The organism is Brooklawnia cerclae (assembly GCF_011758645.1).
Taxonomy (GTDB): Bacteria; Actinomycetota; Actinomycetes; order Propionibacteriales; family Propionibacteriaceae; genus Brooklawnia; species Brooklawnia cerclae.
This window is the reverse complement of sequence record NZ_JAAMOZ010000004.1, coordinates 61,466-86,224: the sequence shown is the minus strand read 5'-3', so window position 1 is coordinate 86,224 and position 24,759 is coordinate 61,466. Positions and strand designations below refer to the sequence as shown.

At 69.1% G+C, this 24,759-nt stretch carries 24 protein-coding genes; 16 read left to right on the top strand and 8 right to left on the bottom strand.

Annotated features, from left to right (window positions below):
- Window positions 1–5 precede the first annotated feature (5 nt).
- Together FB473_RS16240 and FB473_RS16235 are read right to left on the bottom strand one after the other, a co-directional pair.
- Entirely contained in the window at window positions 6–929 is a 924-nt protein-coding gene (locus FB473_RS16240) for a hypothetical protein (RefSeq protein ID WP_208390871.1), read from the bottom strand.
- Between the two features lie 89 nt (window positions 930–1,018).
- Entirely contained in the window at window positions 1,019–1,882 is an 864-nt protein-coding gene (locus FB473_RS16235) for an NAD(P)-dependent oxidoreductase (protein WP_208390870.1), read from the bottom strand.
- A 113-nt stretch (window positions 1,883–1,995) separates the two neighbouring features.
- Between FB473_RS16235 and FB473_RS16230 the strand changes: the two genes are divergently transcribed.
- The 11 genes from FB473_RS16230 (at window position 1,996) to FB473_RS16180 (ending at window position 11,528) form a co-directional block, all read left to right on the top strand.
- Entirely contained in the window at window positions 1,996–2,613 is a 618-nt protein-coding gene (locus tag FB473_RS16230; protein WP_167171364.1) for an HAD family hydrolase, read from the top strand.
- The gene (locus FB473_RS16225) at window positions 2,610–3,017 is read left to right on the top strand and encodes a phage holin family protein (RefSeq protein ID WP_167171360.1); all 408 of its coding nucleotides are present in this window, start codon (window positions 2,610–2,612) and stop codon (window positions 3,015–3,017) included. Before FB473_RS16230 ends, FB473_RS16225 begins: the two co-directional genes overlap by 4 nt.
- 13 nt (window positions 3,018–3,030) lie before the next feature.
- Window positions 3,031–3,480, top strand: a complete 450-nt coding sequence (locus FB473_RS16220; protein ID WP_167171357.1) for a glutaredoxin family protein — start codon at window positions 3,031–3,033, stop codon at window positions 3,478–3,480.
- Between the two features lie 27 nt (window positions 3,481–3,507).
- Window positions 3,508–5,181 carry a glutamine--tRNA ligase/YqeY domain fusion protein gene (locus tag FB473_RS16215; protein WP_167171353.1) on the top strand — a complete coding sequence of 558 codons (1,674 nt, stop codon included), beginning with the start codon at window positions 3,508–3,510 and terminating at the stop codon, window positions 5,179–5,181.
- A gap of 49 nt (window positions 5,182–5,230) precedes the next feature.
- The gene (locus FB473_RS16210) at window positions 5,231–6,124 is read left to right on the top strand and encodes a TIGR01777 family oxidoreductase (protein WP_167171350.1); all 894 of its coding nucleotides are present in this window, start codon (window positions 5,231–5,233) and stop codon (window positions 6,122–6,124) included.
- A 1-nt stretch (window position 6,125) separates the two neighbouring features.
- Complete coding sequence (locus FB473_RS16205; RefSeq protein ID WP_167171347.1) at window positions 6,126–6,572, top strand: RidA family protein; 447 nt, start codon at window positions 6,126–6,128, stop codon at window positions 6,570–6,572.
- Between the two features lie 209 nt (window positions 6,573–6,781).
- Window positions 6,782–7,321, top strand: a complete 540-nt coding sequence (locus FB473_RS16200; protein WP_167171343.1) for a CarD family transcriptional regulator — start codon at window positions 6,782–6,784, stop codon at window positions 7,319–7,321.
- Between the two features lie 25 nt (window positions 7,322–7,346).
- Window positions 7,347–8,540, top strand: coding sequence for a MarP family serine protease (locus FB473_RS16195; RefSeq protein WP_167171340.1), 1,194 nt, complete (start codon window positions 7,347–7,349; stop codon window positions 8,538–8,540).
- Between the two features lie 197 nt (window positions 8,541–8,737).
- Window positions 8,738–10,015 carry an NAD(P)/FAD-dependent oxidoreductase gene (locus tag FB473_RS16190; RefSeq protein WP_167171336.1) on the top strand — a complete coding sequence of 426 codons (1,278 nt, stop codon included), beginning with the start codon at window positions 8,738–8,740 and terminating at the stop codon, window positions 10,013–10,015.
- 4 nt (window positions 10,016–10,019) lie between these two features.
- Window positions 10,020–10,538: a GNAT family N-acetyltransferase gene (locus tag FB473_RS16185; RefSeq protein ID WP_167171333.1), complete on the top strand. Its 519-nt coding sequence runs from the start codon at window positions 10,020–10,022 to the stop codon at window positions 10,536–10,538.
- A gap of 48 nt (window positions 10,539–10,586) precedes the next feature.
- Window positions 10,587–11,528 (top strand): aldo/keto reductase, encoded by a 942-nt coding sequence (locus tag FB473_RS16180; RefSeq protein WP_167171330.1) that lies wholly within the window; start codon window positions 10,587–10,589, stop codon window positions 11,526–11,528.
- Between the two features lie 95 nt (window positions 11,529–11,623).
- Here FB473_RS16180 and FB473_RS16175 read toward each other — a convergent pair whose 3' ends face one another.
- The gene (locus FB473_RS16175) at window positions 11,624–12,436 is read right to left on the bottom strand and encodes a hypothetical protein (RefSeq protein ID WP_167171327.1); all 813 of its coding nucleotides are present in this window, start codon (window positions 12,434–12,436) and stop codon (window positions 11,624–11,626) included.
- A gap of 217 nt (window positions 12,437–12,653) precedes the next feature.
- Between FB473_RS16175 and FB473_RS16170 the strand changes: the two genes are divergently transcribed.
- From FB473_RS16170 to FB473_RS16155, 4 genes are all read left to right on the top strand, one after another.
- On the top strand, window positions 12,654–14,105 hold the full coding sequence (locus tag FB473_RS16170; protein ID WP_167171324.1) for an MFS transporter: 1,452 nt from the start codon (window positions 12,654–12,656) through the stop codon (window positions 14,103–14,105).
- 399 nt (window positions 14,106–14,504) lie between these two features.
- Window positions 14,505–15,032 carry a hypothetical protein gene (locus FB473_RS16165; protein ID WP_167171320.1) on the top strand — a complete coding sequence of 176 codons (528 nt, stop codon included), beginning with the start codon at window positions 14,505–14,507 and terminating at the stop codon, window positions 15,030–15,032.
- 21 nt (window positions 15,033–15,053) lie between these two features.
- Complete coding sequence (locus FB473_RS16160) at window positions 15,054–16,739, top strand: Mbeg1-like protein (protein WP_167171317.1); 1,686 nt, start codon at window positions 15,054–15,056, stop codon at window positions 16,737–16,739.
- A 65-nt stretch (window positions 16,740–16,804) separates the two neighbouring features.
- Window positions 16,805–17,815, top strand: coding sequence for a CobW family GTP-binding protein (locus tag FB473_RS16155; protein ID WP_167171314.1), 1,011 nt, complete (start codon window positions 16,805–16,807; stop codon window positions 17,813–17,815).
- 329 nt (window positions 17,816–18,144) lie between these two features.
- Here FB473_RS16155 and FB473_RS16150 read toward each other — a convergent pair whose 3' ends face one another.
- From FB473_RS16150 to FB473_RS16130, 5 genes are all read right to left on the bottom strand, one after another.
- Complete coding sequence (locus FB473_RS16150; RefSeq protein WP_167171311.1) at window positions 18,145–19,503, bottom strand: threonine/serine exporter family protein; 1,359 nt, start codon at window positions 19,501–19,503, stop codon at window positions 18,145–18,147.
- A 198-nt stretch (window positions 19,504–19,701) separates the two neighbouring features.
- Window positions 19,702–21,105, bottom strand: coding sequence for a sensor histidine kinase (locus FB473_RS16145; protein ID WP_167171682.1), 1,404 nt, complete (start codon window positions 21,103–21,105; stop codon window positions 19,702–19,704).
- Window positions 21,106–21,119: 14 nt separating this feature from the next.
- Window positions 21,120–21,809, bottom strand: a complete 690-nt coding sequence (locus tag FB473_RS16140; protein ID WP_167171308.1) for a response regulator transcription factor — start codon at window positions 21,807–21,809, stop codon at window positions 21,120–21,122.
- Between the two features lie 348 nt (window positions 21,810–22,157).
- Entirely contained in the window at window positions 22,158–22,877 is a 720-nt protein-coding gene (locus FB473_RS16135) for a Type 1 glutamine amidotransferase-like domain-containing protein (RefSeq protein ID WP_167171305.1), read from the bottom strand.
- 64 nt (window positions 22,878–22,941) lie between these two features.
- Window positions 22,942–23,430 carry an arsenate reductase/protein-tyrosine-phosphatase family protein gene (locus tag FB473_RS16130; protein WP_167171302.1) on the bottom strand — a complete coding sequence of 163 codons (489 nt, stop codon included), beginning with the start codon at window positions 23,428–23,430 and terminating at the stop codon, window positions 22,942–22,944.
- Between the two features lie 329 nt (window positions 23,431–23,759).
- Between FB473_RS16130 and argF the strand changes: the two genes are divergently transcribed.
- Complete coding sequence (gene argF, locus FB473_RS16125) at window positions 23,760–24,758, top strand: ornithine carbamoyltransferase (RefSeq protein WP_167171298.1); 999 nt, start codon at window positions 23,760–23,762, stop codon at window positions 24,756–24,758.
- Window position 24,759 lies beyond the last annotated feature (1 nt).

Below are 24,759 nucleotides of genomic sequence, written 5' to 3'. Positions count from 1 at the left end.
CGTTCTCACACACCACGCCGGGCGCGAGTGGGCGGCTCGCCCTCGTCCGACGACCCCCACAACTCCGATTCCCACGGCGGCGGGGCTTCGGCGGTTCCCCGGCGCGCACCGCGCGACGGCGGCGCCTCGGGCTCGGAGGCCCCCCATTCCGGTGGGACGACGAACCCCGGTGCCTCGCCGGGTGCTTCTCGGGGCGTGCCGTACGACGGCGCGGCATGGCGGGCGGCGGGGAACCGCGCCGCCCCGGTGTCGTCCATCGGGGCTCCGGCGCCCGCTGCGGATTCCAGGTGCGCAGCCAGGCCGGTTTCGGCCGGGGGCTCGGCATGCGCCGGGCCCTCTACGGTTTCCTCGGGATCGGGGAGGAGCATCAACCTCGCGCGTGCGGGACGTCTCGTCTCCCCGGGAACCACCGGCATGTGTTCGGTGTCGTCGGTCAGGGTCTGCTTCCGGACGGAGGGCCGCACACCGTCCGCCTCGGCCGCGTCGGCGTCACGCACGAAGGCGACGAGCGCGGCCACCGCCCCCACGATGCCCGCCGCGAACAAGGCGATCCGGGTGCCCAGGTGCGTGCCGGTCAGCATCTCGAACAACCCGTAGCCGGTGATGACGGCGAAGCAGGACGCGCTCACCAGCCCGATCGGCGGCCAGGCATTGATGCGGGCGGTGGACCGGCCGCTGCCGCTGACCAGGGCCTTCACGTACCAGCCCAGGAAGCTCCCGCCGACGGCGATGGAGAAGGCGATCGCAGCGGTCGAGGCGGCCTGACCGGCTGCCAGGGCGAGCCCGATGACGAACACGATGAGCGAGGCCATCACCAGCGTCACGACCACCACCAGCGTGGCGGTCGACGAGGGCGGGCGTCCCGCGGGATGGGCTCCGACCTGCCCGCTCCGGATGCGGGCGGGGCCCAACGTTTCGTCGCTCAACATGGCCTCCGCGTGTTCGCAGCCATGCTAGCCCGGTGCCCTGAGGGCACCGGAGGCGCTCGACCGGGCCGGACGCCGCAGGCGAGTCAGGGTCAGGGCAGCACGCGGTAGACGGCGGCGATGTCCTCGCGGCCCTGGCCCTGCTCCTCGGCCTTGGCGTAGAGCCCGCGGAGCGCGTCCAGGATCGGGAACTTCCCGTCGTCGCCGGTGGCGTCCTCGGCCAGCTCGAGGTCCTTGTGCAGGCCCCGCAGCTGGAAGTTCGCCGGCTGGTAGTCGTCGGCGATCATGAGATCGCCCTTGACGTGTGCGTAGACGCTGTCGGACTGACCACCGGCGATCGCGTCCAGGAAGAGCTTCGGGTCGAGCCCGAGGGCGCGCAGCATGGCGAACGCCTGTCCCGTGCCCGCCGTGAGGAGAGCGATCCAGGTGTTGCAGACGAGCTTGAGCCTGCTGCCCGCGCCCACCTGCGGCCCCGCGTACACGCGCTTCTGGCTGACGAGGGCCAACAACGGGTCGATCGCGGTGAGGCGGTCGGCGTCGCCTCCGGTGAGCAGCACCAGCGTGCCCTGCTCGGCGGGTCCCTTGGTGCCGAGCATCATCGACTCGACCAGCGTGAGCCCGTGTTCCCGGGCGACCGCGGCCACGGTGTCGGTGCCCTCGATGCCGATGGTCGACATCTGCACCCACGTGGCTCCCGCGGGCGTGGCGTCCGCAGCCTCCTTCAGGACGCCGATCACGGCGTCGGCGTCGAAGAGCGTCAGGAGCACCACGTCGGCTCCCGTGACAGCCTCGGCCGGTGTCGCGGCGACCGTCGCGCCGGCGGCGGCGAGGGAAGCCGCGCGTTCCGGCGTCCGGTTCCAGACGGTGACGTTCTCGCCCTGGCCGAGCAGGCGCCCGGCGAGCGCCGTGCCCATGATCCCGGTGCCGAGCACAACGACCTTGCCGTACACGCTCATGTGACGGACCTCCTTGACCGACTCGAAAGACTATGCCGACCCACACATTACGCTCGGCGCCGGGCCGTCGCCCGGGCCGGGTTCGGCGGGGTGGACAGGGTAGAAAAGAGTGCATGAGCCGAGGCATCCTCTTCGACCTGTACGGCGTCATCATGCGCGACCAGAGCCCCGAGACCATCGCCGCGATCGAGCGCGCCGCCGGTTTCGGGGGCCCGCAGCTGTGGGACGTGTACTGGGCGACCCGAGACGACTACGACGCGGGGCTGATTTCCGGACGCGACTACTGGCTTCGCCTGGCGGCGAAGGCGGGGCACAGCTTGCCGGACCCGGACGCGGTGCTCGCCGCCGAGGTCGAGGGCTGGTCGCGTGCGGACGAGCAGATGGTCGCCTACGTGCGCGGGCTCGCGTCCGGCCACCGGGTGGGGGTGCTGTCCAACCTGCCCCCGGAGGTGATCGAACTCGTCGAGACAACGCAGCCCTGGCTCGCCACGCTCGACTCCGTGACCTACTCAGGGCGGGTCGGGCTGGTCAAGCCGGACCCCCGCATCTACCGGATCGCTCTTTCCGGGCTCGGGTTGCCTCCCGCCGACGTGCTCTACGTCGACGACCGTCCGGTCAACGTCGAGGCCGCCCGGGGTCTCGGCATGCCGGCCGTGGTGTTCACCGGCCTGGCCCGTCTGCGCCCGATCGTGGACGCGCATCTGGGCCCGGCTGGTATCAAGGAAGCATGAATCTGGTCCTGCGCGTGCTCGCCACGGCCGCCGCCGTATGGGTGGCCGGCCTGCTCGTGCCCGGCATCCACATCGCCGCCTCCGGGGTCGGGGGAGCCGAGGGGGCGGGGACGGTCGTCACACTGCTCATCGTCGCCGTCGTGATAGGCCTCGTCAACGCGGTGGTCAAGCCCATCGTCGAGGCGTTCTCGGGGTGCATGATCCTCCTGACGCTGGGGCTGTTCCTCCTGGTCATCAACGCGGCCATGCTGATGCTGAGCGCCTGGATCTGCGCTCGGCTCGGCGTCCCGTTCACGGTGGAGGGCTGGGGGGCCGCGTTCCTCGGCTCGATCGTCGTCAGCATCGTGAGTGGGCTCATCAACGGCCTCACGGGTGTCAATCGCGACTCCGACCAGGGACGGTAGAGGCAAGGTGACCATGGGACGTGTCAGCCGGGTCATCCTGATCCTCGTGGCGGTGGCTGCCGCGCTGCTCGCCGTGGGACTCGTCCGCGGCGGGCACCTGGCCGCTGCCGGCGCCGAGGTGCTGGTGGGCGGCGGGTTCGTCTACTGGCTCGGTCGTCGTGGGCCGCAACGGGAAGCGAACGTCGGCTGGGCGGCTGCCCGGGGACGTATCGCACCTGGTCACGCGGTGGTGTTGTGGAAGCCGGGCTGCATCTACTGCGCGGCGTTGCAGCGCGAGCTCGCCGACGACGACCGGATCACCTGGGTGAACGTCTACGAGGATCACGAGGCGAACTCGCAGCTGCGCGACCTCAACAGCGGGGACGAATACACCCCGACGGTCGTCGTGGGCAACGTCGTGCTCCGCAATCCGGGCGCGGACGAGGTGCGCGCGGCCCTCGGTGACGCTGGCGAACTGGATTGAGGCGGCCAGACGCTAGAGTTGTCAGCCATGAGTGAGCCCGTGAGTTCGGCTGGGGACTTCATCAGCGACATCGTCCGCCACGACAATGCCACCGGCACCTATTCGGGACGCGTCCAGACCCGGTTCCCACCCGAGCCGAACGGCTACCTGCACATCGGGCACGCCAAGGCCATCACCGTCGACTTCGGCATCGCGGCCGAGTTCGGTGGCCTGTGCAACCTGAGGTTCGACGACACCAACCCCGACACCGAGGACACCGAGTACGTCGACTCGATCATCGAGGACGTGCGCTGGCTCGGATACGAACCGGCCGGTGTCTTCTACGCGTCCGACTACTTCGAGCAGCTCTACCTGTGGGCCGAGGTCCTCATCGGCGACGGCAAAGCGTACGTGGACGACCAGGACGGCGAGACCATCTCGGCGCAGCGCGGTGGCTACGGCAAGCCAGGCATCGCCTCGCCCTATCGCGATCGGACGCCCGAGGAGAACCTCGATCTGTTCCGCCGCATGCGTGCGGGCGAGTTCCCGGACGGCTCGCGGGTGCTGCGCGCGAAGATCGACATGAACCACGAGAACATGCAATTGCGCGACCCCGTGCTGTACCGCATACGCCGGGGACACCACCACCGGACGCAGGACGCGTGGGTGATCTACCCCACCTACGACTGGGCCCACGGTCAGTCGGACGCGATCGAGGGGGTCACGCACTCGCTGTGCACGCTGGAGTTCGTCGCCCATCGTCCCCTGTACGACTGGTGCCTGGAGCAACTGCCGTTGCCGCACGACAAGCCCAGGCAGATCGAGTTCGCCCGACTGGAACTCACCAACACCGTCACCTCGAAGCGGCGTCTGAAGAAGCTCGTGGACGACGGCACCGTCGACGGCTGGGACGACCCTCGCATGCCCACGCTGTCGGGCCTGCGCAAACGCGGCTATCCCGCGTCCGCGATCGTCGCCTTCTGCCGCGACATGGGCGTGTCGAGGACGAACTCCCGGCAGGCGATCGAGGAACTCGAGAGCTACGTCCGCCGCGACCTCAACCGCACCGCCCAGCGGCGGATGGCCGTGCTGCATCCCCTGCGCCTGACGATCACCAACTGGCCGGCCGGCGAGGTCGAGTACTTCGAGGTGGCGAACAACCCCGAGAACCCGGACGACGGCACCCGCCGGGTCGCGTTCAGCGGCGACCTGTTCATCGAGCGCGAGGACTTCGCCGAGGTGCCGCCGCCGAAGTTCTACCGGCTGGCCCCCGGGCGTGAGGTGCGCCTGCGCGGCGCCTACTTCGTGACCGCCACCGACGTGGTCACCGACGCCGACGGCACCGTCGTCGAGGTGCGGGCGACCTACGACCCGGCGACCAGCGGCGGGGACGCACCCGACGGCCGCAAGGTGAAGTCGACGATGCACTGGGTCTCGGCGCCCCACGCGGCGGATGCGACGGTCGCGCTCTACGAGCGGCTGTTCACCGCGGCGCTGCCCGGTGAGGCGACCGGTGAGCCGCTCGACGACCTCAACCCCGCATCGCGCGAGCTCCTCGACGGCTGCAAGGTGGAGGCGGCGCTGGCCACGACGAAGCCGGGTGAGGTCGTCCAGTTCGAACGCCTCGGATATTTCGCGCTCGATCCCGAGGCGCCGATGCATTTCCACCGGACGGTCGGTCTGCGTGACGAGTGGGCGGCCATCCAGAAGCGGCAACGCTGAGGCGTTCCGGAGTCTCCCCGGTGGCCGCCTGTCGGCCTACGATCGGACCATGACCACGATCGCCATCAGCGGCGCCAGCGGTTTGGTCGGCACCGCCCTCGCCGAGCACCTGCGCGCCCGCGGCGACACGGTGATCCGCCTCATGCGCCGATGCGCGGTACAGCCGGACGAGGTGGGCTGGGATCCTGGGCGGGCCGAACTCAACGTCTCGTCCCTCGAAGGGGTGGACGCGATCGTCAACCTGAGCGGAGCCCCGATCGGGCGCCGCTGGACCGCCGCCTACCGCCGCGAGATCGTCGAGAGCCGCCTGGGCCCGACGCGGACGCTGGCGCGAGCCGCCGCCGAGTTGGGCAGCCAGGTGACGCTCGTGAACGCGTCCGCCGTCGGTGTCTACGGCGATCGTGGGCGCGAACCCCTCACCGAGGACAGCGAGCCGGGGGAGGGGTTCGTCCCCGAACTGGTGCTCGACTGGGAGGCTGCGACGCGCGACGCGTCCGACGCCGGCAACCGTGTCGCGCTGGCCCGCACGGGGCTGGTGATCACCGGCCGAGGTGGAGCGCTCGGGCAACTGATGCCCCTCGTCCGGCTGGGCCTGGCGGGCCCGATCGGCCCGGGCACCCAGGTGTGGCCGTGGATCAGTCTGGCTGACGAGGTGGGCGCGCTCACCTGGCTCGTCGACAACCCGGTGGCCGGGCCCGTGAACCTGTCGTCCCCCGCCACGACCACGAACGCCCAGCTCATCGCGGCGATCGCCCGGGCCGTGAACAGGCCGGCCCGGTTGCGCGTCCCGACGTGGGCCCTGCGCCTGGTGTTGGGCGGGTTCGCGGACGAGATGGTCGCGAGCCAGAATGAGATCCCCGGGGTGTTGGTGGCTTCCGGCTACACCTTCTCCCATCCCACTGTCGAGGCGCTGACCAGCTGGTTGGCCACCGAGGAGGCCTGACATGTCGCTTCTGCGCATAAATCCCGAGACCCTTCACCGGTCGCCCCACTACTCCCAGGCGACCCTCGTGGCACCTGGTGCCTCGTTGGTGTTCATCGGCGGCCAGAACGCGGTGGACGCGTCGGGCGGGCTCGTCGGACCGGGCGACGTCGTGGCTCAGACCCAGCAGGTCATGACCAACGTCACCGCCTGCCTGGACGCGGCAGGGGTCAGCTCGGCCGATCTCGTGAGCCTCGACATCAAGGTCGTCGACGGCGTCGACCTCGCTGCCGCCCAGCAGGCGGCGGCGCCCTACCTCGACCCGGAATCGCCTCCCCTGATCACCGTTTCCGTCGTCACCAGGCTCGCCCTGGACGGCGCGCTGGTGGAGGCCGGAGCCGTCGCCGCGGTGCCCAACATGGGTGATGCGGTCTGGCTCGGACGCTACGTCGCGGGCGAGGAAGTCTGAACTGCGGCGCGGTTGGGAAACTCCGGCTGCGGGTGACTATGGTAATGGCCGGGGACGCTTCTGCCTGATTCTGGTAAGCTTGGATCGCCGGTCTGTGGGACTAAAAGGACGGTCCTGCGTCCCAACTGCCCCATGGGCGGGACGCGAACGCGCGGGCATCACCCTGCGTTCAGTGGACCGGCGACGATAACGGCGTTGCGAGGGCATTCATGAAGTTCCATGTTGGTCAGACCGTCATTCACCCCCATCACGGCCCCGCGACAGTGACGAAGGTCATGACCCGGGCAGTCCGTGGTGAGCAGGTCGAATACGCCGAACTCGAGGTCGTCAGCAGCAAGCTCATGGTGAGCATTCCCGTGACCAGGGCAGGTGAGATCGGTATCCGCGACGTCGCGGGGGTGAAGGAACTGGACCGTCTGGCCGAGGTGCTGAGCGGGCCGACTGTCGGCGAGGAACCACAGTGGTCCCGTCGATACAAGGCCAATCGTGCGAGCATCGCCACCGGTGATCCGCTGCAGCTCGCGGCCGTCGTCCGCGATCTCGTGCGCCGCCGCGAGCGCGGCTCGTTGTCGCTGGGCGAGAAGGATCTTCTCAAGGAGGCGTCCGCTCCGTTGCTGGCCGAGATCGCCCTGGCGATCGACGTCTCCGAGGAGGACGCGCGTGAGGTCATGCACTCCCTGATCCTGGACGAGTCGCGTGCCGCGCTCGACGCGCTCGACGAACGCGAGGCCGAGGCTCAGGCGGTTTGAGGCACTGGCGGTTCGAGGCGATCTGGTGACTGCTGCGCTGGTCTTGGACATCGTCATCGCGGCTGTCCTCGTGGGACGCACCATCCTCGGCGTCCGCAACGGCCTGGTCGTCGGCTCGTTGAGCCTCGTCGGGGTGGTCGCCGGTGGGTGGGCGGGCCTGTGGGCCGGCCCACGTGTGGCCGCTGCGTTGCCCGTGCTCGACGCGAGCCGCCTGTTGCGGACCATCGTCCTGCTGCTCGTCTTCGTCCTGGGCGTCGGCCTGGGTGAGACCATCGGTGGAACCCTGGGCCGTCGCTTCCGTGGCGACAACCGGGCCAAAGGACTGGACGCCGTTCTGGGCGGGGTTGCCGCCGCCCTCGTCGTCGCCGTGGTCACGTGGGGGATACTGATGGCCGCGCGCCCCGTGTCGCCGACCCCCATACAACAGGCGATCGACGGATCGCGGATCTACAAGGCGCTCGACGACGTGATGCCCGATCGCTTCGACGAGGTGCCGGGACGTGCCATCGATTCCCTCGTGAGCAACCTGCCGGAGGTGTTCGGCGGTGACGAGCCGGTGCTGCCCGTCTCACCCCCCGACGACGACGCGCTCGACAGCGCCGAGGTGCAGGCCGCGGCGGCAAGCGTCGTCCAGGTCAAGACCAGCGCCCCGAAGTGCGAGAGTGATTCGGCGGGAAGCGGTTGGGTGGTCGCCCAGCAGCGTGTGGTGACCAACGCGCACGTGGTCGCGGGATCCGACAGCGTCACCCTGTCGGTGGCGGGAAGCGGCCGTGACCTGGAGGCCAGCGTCGTCGCGTTCGATCCGAACCTCGACCTGGCCATCCTGGCGGTGCCCGACCTGACCGCGTCCCCCCTCACCCGCGCCGGTGAGTCCCTGGACGCCGGCGTCGACGTCGTGGCTGCCGGCTATCCCTGGGGCGGCCCCTACAAGACGAGTTCCGGGCGTCTGCGGGGAACGGTCACCGAGGACGGCGGGAACATCTACGGCGAACAGGGGATCGCGCGCCAGGTCTACGCGATCCGGGGCGTCGTGCGTCCCGGGAACTCGGGTGGCCCACTGCTCACCGGGGACGGCCGGGTTGCCGGCACGGTCTTCGCGATGTCGCTCGTGGACTCCGACACCGGCTATGCGCTCACGGATGCGGCCACCGGCGCCATGCTGGACGCTGCGTCCGCCTACGCGGACCCGGTCTCGACCGGAGCCTGCGCCTCGGACTGAACGGGGTGGCAGTCGCTGCTCGTTTCGACAGGGCGAGTCCTGAGCCTGTCGAAGGGCAACGAGCGTTTCGGCTGACGGCCCTTGAGCTTGTCGAAGGGCAACGAGCGTTTCGGCTGACGGCCCTTGAGCTTGTCGAAAGGGCGACAAGCGTTTGGGTGCAATGGCGTCCCATTGGGGTGCCATGATCAAATGGACCTATGAGCGATTCGAACGTGGTGATCATCGGAGGAGGCTTCGCGGGGCTGCGCGCAGGCCGGATGCTGACCGGGGCGGGCCATGAGGTGACCATCATCGACCGGCACCCCTACACGACGTTCCAACCGCTGCTGTACCAGGTCGCCACCGGCGGTCTCAACCCCGGGGACGTGACCTACTCCCTTCGCCGTTGGGCGAGCAACAACCCCAGTCATCTTGCGAGTTTCCGCCGGGCGACCGTCACGGGCATCGACCAGGAGAACAAGCGGGTGCTGGTCAGCCGCGGCGCACCCGTCCCCTACGACAAGCTGGTGGTCGCCACAGGTGTGGGCGCGAACTTCTTCGGCGTCCCGGGCGCGGAGGAGCATTCGCGCCAGATCTACACCCGCGGGCAGTCGCTGGAGGTGCGTGACATCATCTTTTCCGGCCTCGAGTCGATGGCCGCCGATGCCGATCCCGACCGCCGGTTCTGCGTCGTCGTCGTCGGCGGTGGCCCCACCGGCGTCGAGATGGCCGGCACGCTCGCCGAGATGAAGACACAGGCCCTGCCCGTCCTGTATCCCGAGATCGGTGTCGACAACTTCCACGTCGTGCTCGTCGAGATGACCGATCGCCTGCTCGGCCCGTTCGACCGCAAGCTGCAGCGCTACACCCGCCGCGAACTCGCCAAGCGTGGTGTCGACGTGCGGCTCAGCACCGCCGTCAAGGAGGTCCATGCCGACCGGGTGGATTTCGCGGACGGTTCGACCCTGCCCTGCGACATCGTCGTGTGGGCCAGCGGCGTCGGTGCTCACAAGGCCGTGGCCGACTGGGGGCTTCCCCAGGGCCGGGGCGGCCGCATCAAGGTGGGGCGTGACCTCCAGGTCGTCGGTGCCGACGACATCTACGCCGTCGGTGATTGTGCGATCTGCGAGGACGACCCGCAGCCGCAGCTGGCGTCTCCCGCGATCCAGATGGGCGAGCAGGTGGCGCGCAACATCCTCGCCGCTGACGCCGGACTTCCCGCGACCGACTTCGCCTACCACGACAAGGGGACGATGGCCACGATCGGGCGCAATGCCGCGGTCGTCCAGCTCTCCGGTGGGTTGAAGATGACCGGCCTGCCGGCGTGGCTCACCTGGGTCGTCCTACATCTGGCCACGTTGCTTGGTGGGCGCAATCGCGTCTCTGCGCTGATCAACATCGCCGTGCGCTACTTCGCGTGGCCGAAGTCGGCAGCGGGCATCATCGGGGATGCGGCGGATTCCCCCGCACAGCGCGCCCACCGTGACGCGGAATGAACGGATGCTCGCGCCGGAGCCCGGCGCACTCGAAAGGGTGCTTCCCGGGTCGGTGACGAGCCTGTTCGCCGGGGACGACCTGGCTGAACTCGTCGTCCTGCAACGGTGCTGCTGGGTGCCGCAGGCCCTGGTCAACGAGACCCTCGACGTGCCCGCGCTACGCGAGAGCCACGATGAGGTGGCCGCCTGGGCCCCGGAGTGGACGACGGTGGTCGTACGGTTGGCGGGGCGGATGGTCGCGGCCGGACGCGGTCGCGTGGAGAACTCCGCCGACTGGCAGGTGGGCCGCCTCATGGTCGCCCCTGACCTCGCGGGGCGGGGCATCGGCAGTGTGCTCATCCGGGTGGTCGAGTCGTTGGCGCCTGCGCCGGTGAGCCGTTTCGTCCTCTACACAGGCGGACGGAGCCTGGCCAACATCCGCTTCTACCAGCGTGCGGGATACGCCGTGACCCCCGGGGAGATCCCGCCCGGCCACATCGCCGGGGCCGTGCTCCTGACCAGGCCCCGGCGGGCGGAGGACTGAGTAAGCTCGATCCCCGGATAGTCGGATCGGTTCACAAGGAGGAACCTCATGACACGAATTCCGCGTACTGAGCTCGACGTCTTTCCCCTCAACCTCGGCGGCAACACGTTCGGGTGGACGTCGGACCGTGACACCTCGTTCGAGGTGCTGGACACCTTCGTCGCCCAGGGTGGCAACTTCGTCGACACCGCGGACAGCTATTCCGCATGGGTGCCCGGCAACAAGGGCGGGGAGTCCGAGACGATCATCGGTGAGTGGCTGGCGCGGCGCGGCAATCGGGACGGCGTGGTCATCGCCACCAAGGCGGGCGCACATCCCCAGCTCAAGGGCCAGGCCCGCGCCACCGTGACCACCGCGCTGGACGCGTCCCTCACACGCCTGCAGACCGACCATGTGGACGTCTACTACGCCCATTACGACGACGAGTCGCAGACCGTGGAGGACATGGCCACGACCTACGACGGTTTCGTCAAGGCGGGGAAGATCCGCGCCATCGGCCTGTCGAACTTCACCCCCGAACGAATGCGGGCGTGGTTCGAGTTCGCATCGTCCGAAGGCCTTGCCGTGCCCTCGGCCATCCAGCCGCACTACAACCTCGTGCACCGCGGGCCCTACGAGCAGACGTATCGGCCGATCGCCGAGCGGTTCGACGCTGCGGTCTTCCCCTACTACTCGCTGGCTTCGGGCTTCCTCACCGGCAAATACCGTACCCAGGAGGATCTTGCGGGTAAGCAGCGTGGCCAGGGTGCGGGGCAGTACCTCAACGCCGACGGGTTGCGGGTGATCGACGCGCTCGTGGCGATCGCGGACGCCCATGGTGCGCAGCCGACGTCCGTCTCGCTGGCGTGGCTGCTCGCCAAGGGGGTCACCGCCCCGATCGCGTCCGCGAGCCGTGCCGACCAGGTGCCCGCGCTGACCGCCGCGGCGGCGCTGCAGCTCACCGCGGACGAGGTCGCGAGGCTGGACGAAGCCTCCGCCACCTTCGCCTGAGGGCCCACGAGAACAGCGTGGAAGATTGTGGTGCGTAGTCGAACCACGATCTTCCACGCTGTTGCATGTGAGCGTCGTCCCGCCGGTCGCGGTCGTCACCGTGTGAGTTCCGGCAGTCGCGTCGCGGTCGGCAAGCGCCTCGTCAGCATGTAAACGCCGATCGCGCCGGCCAGGACTCCGAAGGCGATGCCGCCCAGCCCCGTGTACTGGGGAGTCGACTCGCTGTAGGAGAACGACAGCAGGGCGGACTGGGTGAGGACCAACAGGACGAAGGCGCCCGCGAGGTTGCTCAGCTTGATCATCTCGACCACCAGGTCGCTGTCGCGCCGCGCCGCGAACACCCCGTACAGGGCCATCCCGAGCTCTGTGAAGGTGACGGCCGCGATCGTGATGCCGGCGACGTCGTCGTACCTCTCCACCTGCCCGCCGTTGAGCACCATCGTGAGGCAGCCGGCGATGTAGACGACCGCGAGGACGATGATCCCCGCGCCCGTCGCGCGATACATGATGTGCTGGCGCCGCTCGATCACCTCGGGAGCCCGAGGTGGCCTTCCAGGACGTCCCGGCTGGTGGGCCGAGACCGCGATGTACTTGACGATCGCCAGCCCGATGCTGAAAGCCGCGTTGGTGAGCCAGAACAGGGACGCGGTGGCGACGACGGCCACGATGATCTTCCAGACCGCCATCAGCAGGCTCGTCACGATCGATACCCGGGCGAAGGTGACGTTGCGCTCGGTGCGGTTCAGCCAGCGGCCTTGGACGCGCGCGGGCAGCAGGCGGGCGACCGCCAGTTCCAACCGGGGGAGCCTCGGGCTGACGGGTTCCAGCACCGAGCCGGGTGCGGGGTGCGGGTCCAGCGGTCCCTGCGCGTCCTCCTCCGGGTGTCGGGTGCGGATGCGGCGGGGCATGCTGGTTCTCCTCGGTGGCTGTCTGGATGGCATGTTCAGTCTCCCGACTTCGTCCCGCTCGGGAATCGTCCGTTCGGACAACGCTGGACTACTGCCGATGCCGTATGCGATCGCTCCGGCCGGACGATTTGCGCAGGCGCGCCGATGGCGACGATGGACTGGAAAGGGCAATCGACCCTGTCCGGGCCACCGTCCACCCACCGAGAGGAACCTCCGCATGTCATCCACCACCGAAACACGCAGGCGGCCGCCCGGCCTCGTCGTGGCGATCCTCGCCATGACGGGCGTCATCGCCACTGGGATCCAGACCCTCGTGGTGCCGTTGATCGGCCAACTGCCGACCATCCTGGGTGCCTCGCCCGCGAACACCTCGTGGGTGGTGACCGCGACCCTGCTCACCTCGGCGGTCACGGTGCCCATCGCCGGACGTCTCGGCGACATGCTGGGCAAGCGTCCGGTCGTGATGGCCAGCCTCGTCCCACTCATCGTGGGGTCGGCGGTGTGCGCACTGTCGGGTTCGCTGGCGCCGATGATCGTCGGACGCGGCCTCCAGGGGTTCGGAATGGGCGTGGTCCCGCTGGGCATCAGCCTGCTTCGTGAGGCCGTCCCGCCGCAACGCGTCGGCTCGGCGGTGGCGATGATGAGCGCGTCCATGGGTATCGGCGGTGCACTCGGCCTCCCGTTCGCCGCGATCGTGGGGCAGACCACGAGCTGGCGGGTGATGTTCTGGACGTTCGCCGGTCTCGCATGCGTCGCGTTGCTGCTGGTGTGGCGGCTCGTGCCCGGCGGTACGAGGCCGACCGGCCGAGCTCGCTTCGATGCTCCCGGGGCCCTGTTGCTGTCGTCCGGCCTCGTGTGCCTGCTGATGGTGGTCTCGAAGGGCTCGGTCTGGGGGTGGACGTCACCGTCAGCTCTCGGCCTGGCAGCCGGCGCGGTGCTGCTGCTCGGCACGTGGGTGCACCGGCAGTTGCGGGTGAGCGACCCCCTGGTCAACCTGCGCAGCCTGCGTGATCGGCGGATGGCGCTCACCACCATCGCGTCCGTGCTGATCTCCTTCAGCACCTACCCGCTGTCGTACGTCGTTCCCCAGATCCTGCAGCTGCCGGCCGAGACCGGGTACGGGCTCGGCCAGTCGATGCTGGCCATGGCGCTGTGGCTCGCCCCCGGCGGATTGTCCATGCTGGTCTTCTCACCCCTCAGCGCGCGACTGTCGGCTCGGCACGGCGCGAAGACCACGCTCGCCCTCGGGGCCGGCATCATCGCCGCGGGGTTCGCGTCCACGATCTGGCTGATGGGCTCCACCCTGGGCCTGATGGTGGTGGTCATGAGCTGCAACATCGGGCTCGGCATGGCCTACGCGGCGATTCCCCTGATCATCATGGACGCCGTCGCGCCCACGGAGACGGCGTCCGCGAACGGGTTCAACACTCTCGCGCGGGCCGTCGGCACCAGCACCGCCGGGGCGGTGATCGGCGCCGTGCTGGCGGCGAACGCCACGCAGGTGGAGGGGTTCGCTGCTCCGTCGCTCGGCGGGTTCCACCTCGCCCTGCTGCTCGGCTGTGCGGTGGCGATCGTGGCGGCCCTCCTCGCACTGGCCCTCCCCGGGCGCTCGCGTCCCGCACGGGACACCCCGGAAGCCCTGACCGTCGGGGAACCCGTGCGGGTCTGAGCCGGCGAACGGTCTGCCGTGCCGGGTAGACCGCGGCCCGGCGCGGCTCTCCGGCGCGGCTCTCCGGCGGGCCGCCTGATCTCCGGCAGGTCCTGTGTCTTCCCGCGGACGATATATCACCCGCGGGAAGACACCCGGCCCGCGTGGATCACACGGCGCCCGCGGGAGGCCTGGGGACGTGCCAGGGGAACCCGGATCCACGGTGCGAGCCGCCTACTGCTGTCGCAGTAGGGCAGATCCGTTCGCGCGGACGATTCGTCCCGAAGGCGTCGGCGCGAGGATCGAGACAGGGCGGCAGGACGATGACCGTGAGGGGCGCGATCGCCCCGGAATCGGATCGCCGGGCCGTACCACAGCCGTCGCCCGCCGGATGGCGGTGGGCATCACGAGGAGAAGATCATGACCACCACAGCCAGTACCGGGTACGTCGCCTACGAATACGTGGACGTCCAGGTCGACCGCGAACTCGAGCCCCTGTACCGGGACGCCTATCACAACTTCGGTTGGGTCTTCGAGGGGTACGGCGCCCAGCCGCCCCTCGCGTCCCGTGTCGTCCTGAGGCTCAGGCGCGACCGCCGCATCGCGAACCGCGGTGAGCTCATGGAACAGCAGCGGGCCTGCGAGCACGCGCTGAGCAACATCGCCACCCTGGAGCAGTCGAAGGCGGCCATTCCCATGGCAGTCGCCCTGGGCCTGGGGATCATCGGATCGGCCTTCCTGGCCGGTGCCGTGTTCGCGATCTCGGCAGGTGCGTGGGGGCTGGGTGTTCCGCTCGGCCTCGTCGGTCTGGCGGGGTGGGCCGCGGGGTTCTTGGCCCATGGACGCGTCAAGGCCGACAAGACCGCTCAGGTGGCTCCACAGATCGACCGTGAGTACGAGGCGGTTTACGTCACCGGCGAGCGCGCTGCCCGGCTGCTGGCCGTCTGACAGGGCGGGATGTGGTGACGCATGGCCAACCTGCAGGACTACGTGCGCTGGCGTGGCGACTTCACGCTGGCCGAACGGGAGTTCAACACGGTCGACAACCTCGTCTTGTCCGCGCTGTCGTACCTCGATCTGGACGGCATCGTGCCCGGACCCGGGGAAGGATCGATCACGCTGGCGGCGGCCTCGGCCCTGTGGCGCCGAGCCCCGAGTGGCCTCGACCAACGTCGGCTCACCGTGACCGATCCGAGTCTGCTGCTCGACCTGGGTGATTCCGCCCGATTCGGGACGGCGGTGGCGTCGGACTACGTGGACGCGATCGATCCGGACTCCGGAATGCAGTTCGCCGCCCTGACCGTCCGCCTGGACGACGGCTCGGCCTACGTCGCCTTCCGCGGCACCGACAACACCATCCTCGGCTGGCGCGAGGACTTCACCATGAGTTTCCAGACGGTCCCGGCGCAGGCCGCCGCCCGCGACTATCTACGCGCTCGCCTCGCCGGCGAAACGGGCCCTGTTCGCGTCGGCGGCCATTCAAAGGGGGGCAACCTGGCGCTCTACGCGGCCATGGGGCTTCCCGATCATCTCCACCACCGCGTGACGACCGTCTACAACAACGACGGCCCCGGGCTCAGCCCGCAGATCGTCGACGGCGAGCGGGTTGAGCGGTTTCAGGACAAGATCGTCTGGATCGTGCCGGAGTTCGCCGTCGTCGGGATGCTGTTCAACCATGCCGCCCCGCCCCGGGTCGTCGCCAGCGGCGCCCGCGGTCTGGTCCAGCACAGTCTCATGACCTGGCAGGTCGAGGGAACCGACCTCGTCGACGCGCCCGGGATCGCCGCCCAGGCCGGGCTACTGAACCGGGCCTTCGACTCCCTCCTCGAAGACGCCACCGATGACGACCGCCGCGACTTCACCGAGGCATTCTTCGGGGCCCTGACAGCCGGCGGAGCCACCCTGATCACCGACATTCCTCGTTGGGACGGCGGCAGCTTCGAGTCCGTGCTGTTCGCGCTGGCGCGTTCGCGTGGCAGGACCAGGCGAACCGTCACGGCGGGTGCGCGGTCGGCTCTGCGGGCCGTGGTCGGGGTCGACTATCCGGCCCTGATCCGGCAGCATGCCGCTGCCCGGTCGCTGCTCATGGTTGCGACAGGACTGTTCTTCATCGTCGTCCCCCAGTTGGCCATTCAGTTGCTCGGGTCGCTGGCGGTGCTCGTGATCTGTGGCGCGATCGTCTTCCGCCTTGCGCGCTATTTCATGAAGTACAAGGAGAGACATCGGATGAGCAGACCGAAGGCCGTCGCTGCCGGCGTGGTGACGGTCGCGGCGCTCGTGGTCCTCATCCAGATTCAGGCGTTCGTCACCCCGATGAACCTTCTCATCGGGGTCGCCTTTCTGGGCAACGCCTGGTCGAGCGGCAAGCGGGCGCTGGGGGCGCTGAGGCGCTCGCCGAGGCGGTGGCCGAGGGGCGTCCTCCTGTTCGTGAGCGCCGTGGCCTCGCTGTTGTTCGGCGTGGTGGCGCTCTCGGTCGTCGATCAGGTGGTGCCCTTCTACGTCCTGCAGGCCGGTCAGTACTGCCTCGTCGTGGGCCTGGTCGAGATGTTCTTCGCTGCGCGCGACCGTGTCGTCCGCCAGTATGCCCATGACACGGCGGTCGCGTTGTGGCCGGCCCGGGGACCGCTTCGTCCGGGTGATTCGCCGGCCGGATGATCGGGGCGGCGGGATAGAGTCGATCAAATGAGAATTGGTGTCGATAGTCGGCTCGGAGGCTCGTGATGGGGAAGAGGCAGGTGCCCGTCATCGCACTCACGGGATACCTGGGGGCGGGCAAGACCACGGTGCTCAATCACCTGCTCCAGACCCCGGGTGCGCGCATCGGCGTCGTGGTCAACGACTTCGGGACGATCAACATCGACGCCGCGCTGGTCAGGGGGCAGGTGGACGAACCCGCGTCGATCGCGGGCGGCTGTCTGTGCTGCATGCCGGACGCAGGAGGGCTCGACGATGCCCTCGGCAGGCTGACGAACCCACGCCTGCGCCTCGATGCCGTGCTCGTCGAGGCGAGTGGTGTGGCCGAACCGGCCGCGCTGGCCGGGATCATCCGCACCTGCGATGCGGCGACCGCGCGTCCCGGCGGCCTGATCGACGTGGTGGACGCGGCGGCATACCTCGGGACCGTGGACGACGACGGCCCCATGCCGCCGGTCCGGTTCGCGGCAGCGTCCCTCGTCGTCATCAACGAGGTCGACCGGCTCCCGCCGGGGACGCGCGCCTCCACGATCGCGCGGATCACGGCACGGGTACGAGAGCGCAACCCCGGCGTCTGCATCGTCGAGACCGACCGCGGCAGGCTCGACCCCGCCCTCGTCCTCGACGTCGCCGATACGGCGGATCCCGCCGACGAACTCCCGCTGGCCGGGTGGGCCCGTCATGTGCACGAGACCGTCCACCACGAACACGCCGATGCGGTGACGGTTCCGGTTCGGGCACCGGTCGATGCCGGACGCCTCGCCGACCTGCTCGACGATCCGCCCGAGGGGGTCTACCGGCTCAAGGGCCGGGTGCTCGTCCGGACGGCGAACGGCCCGCGTGGGCGGGTACTCGACCTGGTGGGCCGGCAGGCGCACGTCACTACTGATCGAGTCGCCGACGGGGCAGGGGCGCTGGTGGCCATCGGCATGCATCTCGACACCCTCGCCGTGCGCACGCGCCTCGAGCAGGCGGTGAGCCCGGCCACCGGCCTTCCGGCGACGGGGACGATACGCCGCCTCTCGCGCTACCGCTGAGCGGTGTGTGATCCCGATCCCCGAACCTGTCGGAGGGCGACGATCGCTGTTCCCTGAGCGACGATCGCTGTTCCTTGAGCGACGATTGCTGTTCCCTGAGCCTGTCGAAGGGTGACGATCTGTTCCCTGAGCTTGTCGAAGGGTGACGATCTGTTCCCCGGGCTTGTCGAAGGGTGACGATCTGTTCCCTGAGCCTGTCGAAGGGACTGGCTTCGACAAGCTCAGCCAGCGTTCTGGGTTAGGTCTGCTGTTCTGGACTCAGCCAGTGTTCTGGGTCAGGCCCGTCGTCCTGGGCTCAGCCCGCGTCCGGACGCAGCCAGGTTCCGGGTTCAGTCGGCGTCCGACGGTGGCGAGCTCAGGACCTGCTGAGCGTGAGTCCTCGGCAGCCTCGTCCACGTGGGGTTGTTGGTGGTCCAGGCCGGATCGGTGAGCATCCGGGCGACGGCGAGCCCGGCGGCCAGCGAGACGACCACGGAGAGGCTGGCGATCGCGTTCGTCGTGGCCGCGTCGCCGTCTCGTCCGATCATGGCGACCAGGGCTCGATAGGTGGTGGCACCCGGGATCATGATCAGCACCGCGGGCACCGAGAGGATGATGCGCGGCGCGAGGATGCGCTGGCTCGCCCAGCCCGCCAGCAGACCCACCGCCAGGGTGGCGGCCGCGGCACACAGCAGTGGGTTGGCGCCTCCGTCGAGGACGGTGAGCCGAGCGGCGTTCGCGGCCGCGCCGATCGCGGCGGCGACCAGGGCCGGGCGCAGCGGCGTGTTGAAGGTGAGCGCGAAGCCGAGGACGCCGACGAAGCTGGTGGCCACCCGCAGTGCGAGCAGGAGCCAGGCGGGCAGGTCGGGCACCGGTGCCTCCGCGGGCGACAGCCCGAACGCCAGCGCGATCACCCACGCTCCCAACGACGCGGCCAGCGTGATCATCGACACGTACATCAGCCGCGAGATCCCGGACGTGAAGTCGAACCGCGCCAGGTCGAGAGCCGCGGTCATCAAGGGAAAGCCGGGCACGAGGAACAGGACCGCCGAGGTGAACGCGGCCTCGTGCAGGGTGGCTGCGAGGCCGGGCACGAGCATGTGGACGAGTCCGGCGACCGCCACGTAGACGACGCAGGCGACGATGGCGGCCAATGCCACCATGACGAGTTGGTTGAGCTTGAACCGGCGCACCGCCAGCTGGCACAACTTGCCGCTCGCGGCGGCGAACCCCGCGGCGAGACACTCCAGCCAGCCACCGTTGTTGAGGAACGCGAAACTGGCGCAGGCGATGGCCGCGCCGACCACCACGACGCCACCCGGGAAGAGTGGACGGGCGGCCTCGACCTCGTCCAGCTGATCCTGCAACTCGGCCGCGGTGAGCCCCGGAGTCGCCCGCAACGACACCCGGAGCAGTCGGCGGATCCGGTCGGCGTCCACCGTGGGTACGGGAACCTCGACGACCTGTGTGCGGAACCCTCCCCGCGCCCGCGTCGTCGCCACGATCTCGGTGAGGCTGACCTGTGCCTCGAGTTCCTCGATGCCCAGGGCTGCGGCGACGCGTCCCATGGCCTGCTTGACCCGGTACGAACCCGTGCCGGAGGTCAGCATCATCGAGCCCATCCGGCAGACGGCGTCCGACTTCTCGATCAGATCCGGGTCCGCCAGTGGTGCGTGTGTGGCCGGCCGATCGGACGCCGAACCTGTCATGGGCCTTCCCCTCGTCTGCCGTCGCCTGTCCCCGGCCAGCCTAGGCAACCGCGTCCGGACGTGCCCGGGAGACCAATTGGCGGTTCCGCGACGCCGGTGCACAGCGACCGAATCACACGCGTGTAAGTAATCCCCAGCCTGTGGACAACTTTGTGGGAAAACCGTCGCAAATACACACAGGGTGGGGACGACGACTGCTCAGTCGTCGTATTCGGCCAACTCCTCGGGGGGTGCGGCCGGCAGGCGGACTGTGAACAACGCGCCCGCCCCCGGTTGGTTGCCCGCGGCGACGGTTCCGCCGTGTGCGTTCATCGTGTGGGCGACGATCGACAGACCCAGCCCCGTGCCGGGGGTGTTCCGGGCCTTGTTCGAGCGGTAGAAGCGGTCGAAGATCTTGTCGAGGTCCTCCTCGGCGACTCCGGGGCCCTCGTCCCAGATCCTCAGTTCCTCGCCCGCCAACCGCACGTGGATCGTCCCGTGCTCGGGGGAGAACTTCACCGCGTTGTCCAGCAGGTTCGTGACCGCCCGCTCCAGGGTGTCGGGCTCGCCGATGATGAACAGCGGCTCCAACTCGACGTCGAACCCCAACGACGGCCCGCGGCGCTTGGCCCGTTCGACGGCCGAGGCGACCACGGTGGCGAAGTTCAGGGGCTCGGGGTTGGGCGTCACCACGTCGTCGCGGCTGAGCTGGACGAGGTCGCCGACCAGTGAGGTGAACTCGCCCAGTTGCGCGGCCACGTCGGTCAGGATCTCGGCGCGTGCCCCCGGTGGGAGCATGCCGGTCTTCTCGTCCGCCACGAGCAACTCGACGTTGGTGCGCATGGAGGTCAGCGGCGTCCGCAGTTCGTGACCGGCGTCCGCGATGAGCCTGCGCTGCCGATCGCGGGAGCTCGCCAGCGAGTGCATCATCGTGTCGAAGCTGCGGGAGAGTTCGCCCAACTCGTCCTCGGTGTAGGCACCGATCGGTATGAGCTCGTCGGTCTCCGTGACACGTTTGACCGCGCCCGACAGCTCCTTGAGCGGACGGGTGAGCTGCCGTCCCGAGTAGAAGCCCATGAGCCCGGCCAGCGCGATGAGCACGACACCCATGATCGTTACGACATTGCGGATCTCGCTCAGGGTCGTGCGGGTGGGATCCAACGGCCGGGCCAGCACCATGGCGTAGTTGCCCGACTCCGTCTGCAGGGGCACGGCCACCACGCGGTACAGGACTCCGTCGTCCTGCCCGACCACCGATCGAACCGAGCTGCCCTGCTGGGTGCGGGCGATCGCGAGTTCCTCAGGGCCGGGGGTGATGGTGGCAGGCATGCTCTGGACGCGACGAACCGTCCCGTCGGCACGCAGCAGGATGAGGGTCACGTTGGCCGACTGCAACGCGGACGCGTTCAGCCCGCCCATGCCCTCGACGTCGGTGCTGATCGGGCCGGACGCGTGACTGGCGACCTCGACGAGTTCCTGGTCGAGCTGGTGGTAGAGGCTCTGCTGGGCAGTGAAGTAGGTGCCCACGCCGATGACGAGCACAGCCAGGGCGACCCCGGTCGCGGTGATGCGAGCGAGCCTTCCCTGCAAGGAGTGGGAACGCTCGCGCCACCGTCGAACGATGTCACGGATGCGGATCACGGGGGCGTTTCACGCAGGACGTAGCCGATTCCGCGCACCGTGTGGATCAGCCGGGACTCGTTCTCCTGCTCGGTCTTGCGGCGCAGATAGCCGATGTACACCTCGAGGGAGTTCGCCGTGGTCGGGAAGTCGAAACCCCAGACCTCGTTGAGCAGCCAGCTGCGTTCGAGCACGTGACGGGGGTGTTCCATGAACGTCTGGAGCAGAGCGAACTCGGTGCGCGTGAGGCTGATGCGTCGTCCTCGCCGCGTGACCTCGCGAGTCGCCGTGTCCATCATGAGGTCGTCGAAGACGAGGGTCTCGCTGGCCTCCTCGTGGTCGGGACGCGCCCTCCGCGTCAGGGCCCGCAGCCTGGCGGTGAGCTCGTCCAGCGCGAACGGCTTGACCATGTAGTCGTCCGCCCCAGCGTCGAGGCCGTCCACGCGATCGCCGACGGCGTCGCGGGCGGTCAGGATCAGGATCGGCACGTCGTTGCCCGTGGATCGCAGCATGCGGGTCGTCTCCAACCCGTCCAGGCGCGGCATCATCACGTCCATGATCACCGCGTCGGGACGCATGGACGACAGCTTGGCAAGCGCCTCCAGCCCATCCTCTGCGGTGGTGACCTCGTAGCCGCTGCCGTACTGCAGTGAGCGGGCCAACGAGTCGCGGACGGCCTGGTCGTCGTCAACCACGAGGATGTGCATGCCACTAGATTGCCACTAACGCCCAGAACTACTCCAACAACTCCACCGGCGAACGCTCGTTTTTGCGCGCCGACCGGCAAGGATCGCGCTTGTCGGGCCGTCCGTTGAGCCTGTCGAAACGACCGCGTCCCTTCGACAGGCTCAGGGACCGATACGCGCCGCTGCAGGAGCGGATCGTTGTCCCAGGGTCCCTTCGACAGGCTCAGGGACCGATGTCACGGCCGGAACGCTCGTTGAGCCTGTCGAAACGACCGCGTCCCTTCGACAGGCTCAGGGACCGATGTCACGGCCGTTGAGCTTGTCGAAACGATCGGGCCGTCCTCGACGGACTCAGCCGCCCGGGGCACATCAGTGCCGGGGCTCGAACCGGACGACGAACTCGTCGGCCTCTCCGCTCACCCATGCCACGCGCCCGGGACCCATCACGGCCGTGCGCCCGGACGACGCGTCCACCACCAGCGCGGTGTCCTCGTCGATGAGCACCACCGACCGCATCGGGCCCACCTTGAGCGCCGCCATGGCGCGTCCCACGAGGAACTGCGAGTCGGCGTGGGTCTCGATGCTCGGCCCGATGAGAGCCAGGCCGTCACGGATGTCGAGCTCGGTGCTGCCTTCGCCGACGATCTCGGGGGCCACCTGGCGTCCCTGATGACGCCATCCGCCGACGATGGCGTGGCGACCGACGATCATGGCTCCCGCCGACCAGCCGAGATAGGGGATGCCGCGGCGCACCAGGGTCGAGATCAACTCGCGCTGCGGTGTGAGCGCGTCGAGGTATCCAGGGGTCCAGCCACCTGCGACCACCAGCCCGGCCAGGTCCTCGGGCGCCGTGGGCCATGCGATCGGACCGTCGTCGGGCTCGATCAGCCAGACGGGCTCGATCAGTGCCTCGGGGAAGCGGGAGGTGATCGGATCGGCGTACGCGTCGAGGAATCCGGCGGCCTCGTCCTCGGAACCGAGGATCGCGACCGCGATGCGGTTGCCGCGGCCGCGGGCGGCGGCAACGAACTCATCGAGCACGGGCGCGACGGCCTGCGTTGGACCGCCTCCGATGAGGAACAGGGTCATGCGTCCAGACTAGCCGTGCGTTCCGTGTGCCGATCGACATCGGCGAGGGACGCGGCGCCCGTGGTTAGCCTGCCCGACCGGCCAGGTCGTCGTCCGCGCCGCGCACCTCGGCGAGGATGCCGGGCATCGCCGCCTCGATCGCCGCGAGGGTCTCCTCGAAGTCGGCCGGCCCGCCGTACCAGGGGTCGGGGATGCCGCTGCCGGGTTTCGCCGACGGATCGAAGTCGGTGACCAGACGAAGGTTGGTGGCGTCCGGGACGATGCGCCGCAGCATGCGGAGGTGCTGGGGCTCGAAACCCAGGACGAGCGAGGATGCGCCTACGAGTGCGGAGGTGACGAGCTTGGCGCGATGAGCGCCCGGGTCGTATCCGTGGACGCGTAGGATGCGGGCCGCCCGGGGGTCGATCGGGTTGCCGCGCTCCTCGTCGCTGACCCCCGCGGAATCGGCACGGATGCCCAGACCCTCCTGCTCGGACCACGCCAGGGCGATCCGCTCGCCCATGGGAGAGCGGCAGATGTTGCCCCAGCAGACGAAGGTGATGAGCGGTGTCACCCCACGAGCGTATCGGGCGGGGCATCCCCGGGCCGGGCCCGCTGCTGCGGGGCATCCCCGTCCCCATGTGCTCCCGGTTACCCGGCGACCGCGTGATACAGTTCCTTCAAATTGTGGGCGCGAGAATCGCGGCTAGGGGAAACGCCTCGATGAAGGCGGAGACGCGCCAATTTGAAGGACATCTGTCACGCGACCCGAGGACGACCCTGCGATGTGGTGGTCTCGATGCGCTCGGCCGGCCCTAGGAACACGAGCCGGATGCCCTCGTGGTGGTGCCCGCAGGTCGGAGCCGTTCGGTGCCCGGCCGGGCGAAACACTAAAGTCGTGCCATGACCGACCTGCACCTGCGCAGCTTCCTGAAGGAACACGACTTCTCCGCCGACGAGTGGGAATACCTGCTCGACCTCTCCGCGGACCTCAAGGCGGCCAAGCGCGAACGCAGGGAGGAGCAGCGATTGGTCGGACGCAACATCGCCTTGATCTTCGAGAAGACGTCGACCCGCACGCGGTGTGCGTTCGAGGTGGCCGCGCACGACCAGGGCGCACACACCACCTACCTCGACCCGTCGGGGTCGCAGCTGGGCCACAAGGAGTCGGTGGCGGACACCGCCCGCGTCCTGGGCCGCATGTTCGACGGGATCGAGTACCGCGGCTTCGAGCAGACCCGGGTCGAGGAACTCGCGGCCCGGTCCGGCGTCCCCGTGTGGAACGGCCTCACCAACGAATGGCATCCCACCCAGATGCTGGCCGACCAGCTGACGATTCGTGAGCACCTCGGCCGGCCGCTGTCGGAGGTCTCGATCGCCTACCTCGGTGACGCCCGGTACAACATCGGCAACTCGATCCTCGTCAGCGGTGCGCTCATGGGCATGGACGTGCGCGTCGTCGCTCCTGCCGAGCTCCAGCCGTCCTCCGACGTGGTGGCGCAGGCGGAGCGGCTCGCGTCCGGCTCGGGCGCGAGCATCACCATCACCGAGGACGTGGACGCCGGTGTTCGCGGCGCCGACGTCGTCTACACCGACATCTGGGTGTCGATGGGTGAGCCGAAGGACGTGTGGGACACCCGCATCGACCTGCTGCGCCCGTACCAGGTGAACGCCGACCTGTTGTCGCGCACCGGCAAGCCCGATACGAAGGTCATGCACTGCCTGCCCAGCTACCACGACCTGGGAACCGCGATCGGCCGTCAGATCCATGAGCTCACAGGTCTGGAGGGTCTGGAGATCACCGACGAGGTCTTCGAGGCGAACGCTGACATCATCTTCGACGAGGCCGAGAACCGCATGCACACCATCAAGGCGGTCATGGTCGCCACGCTCGGCGACTGAA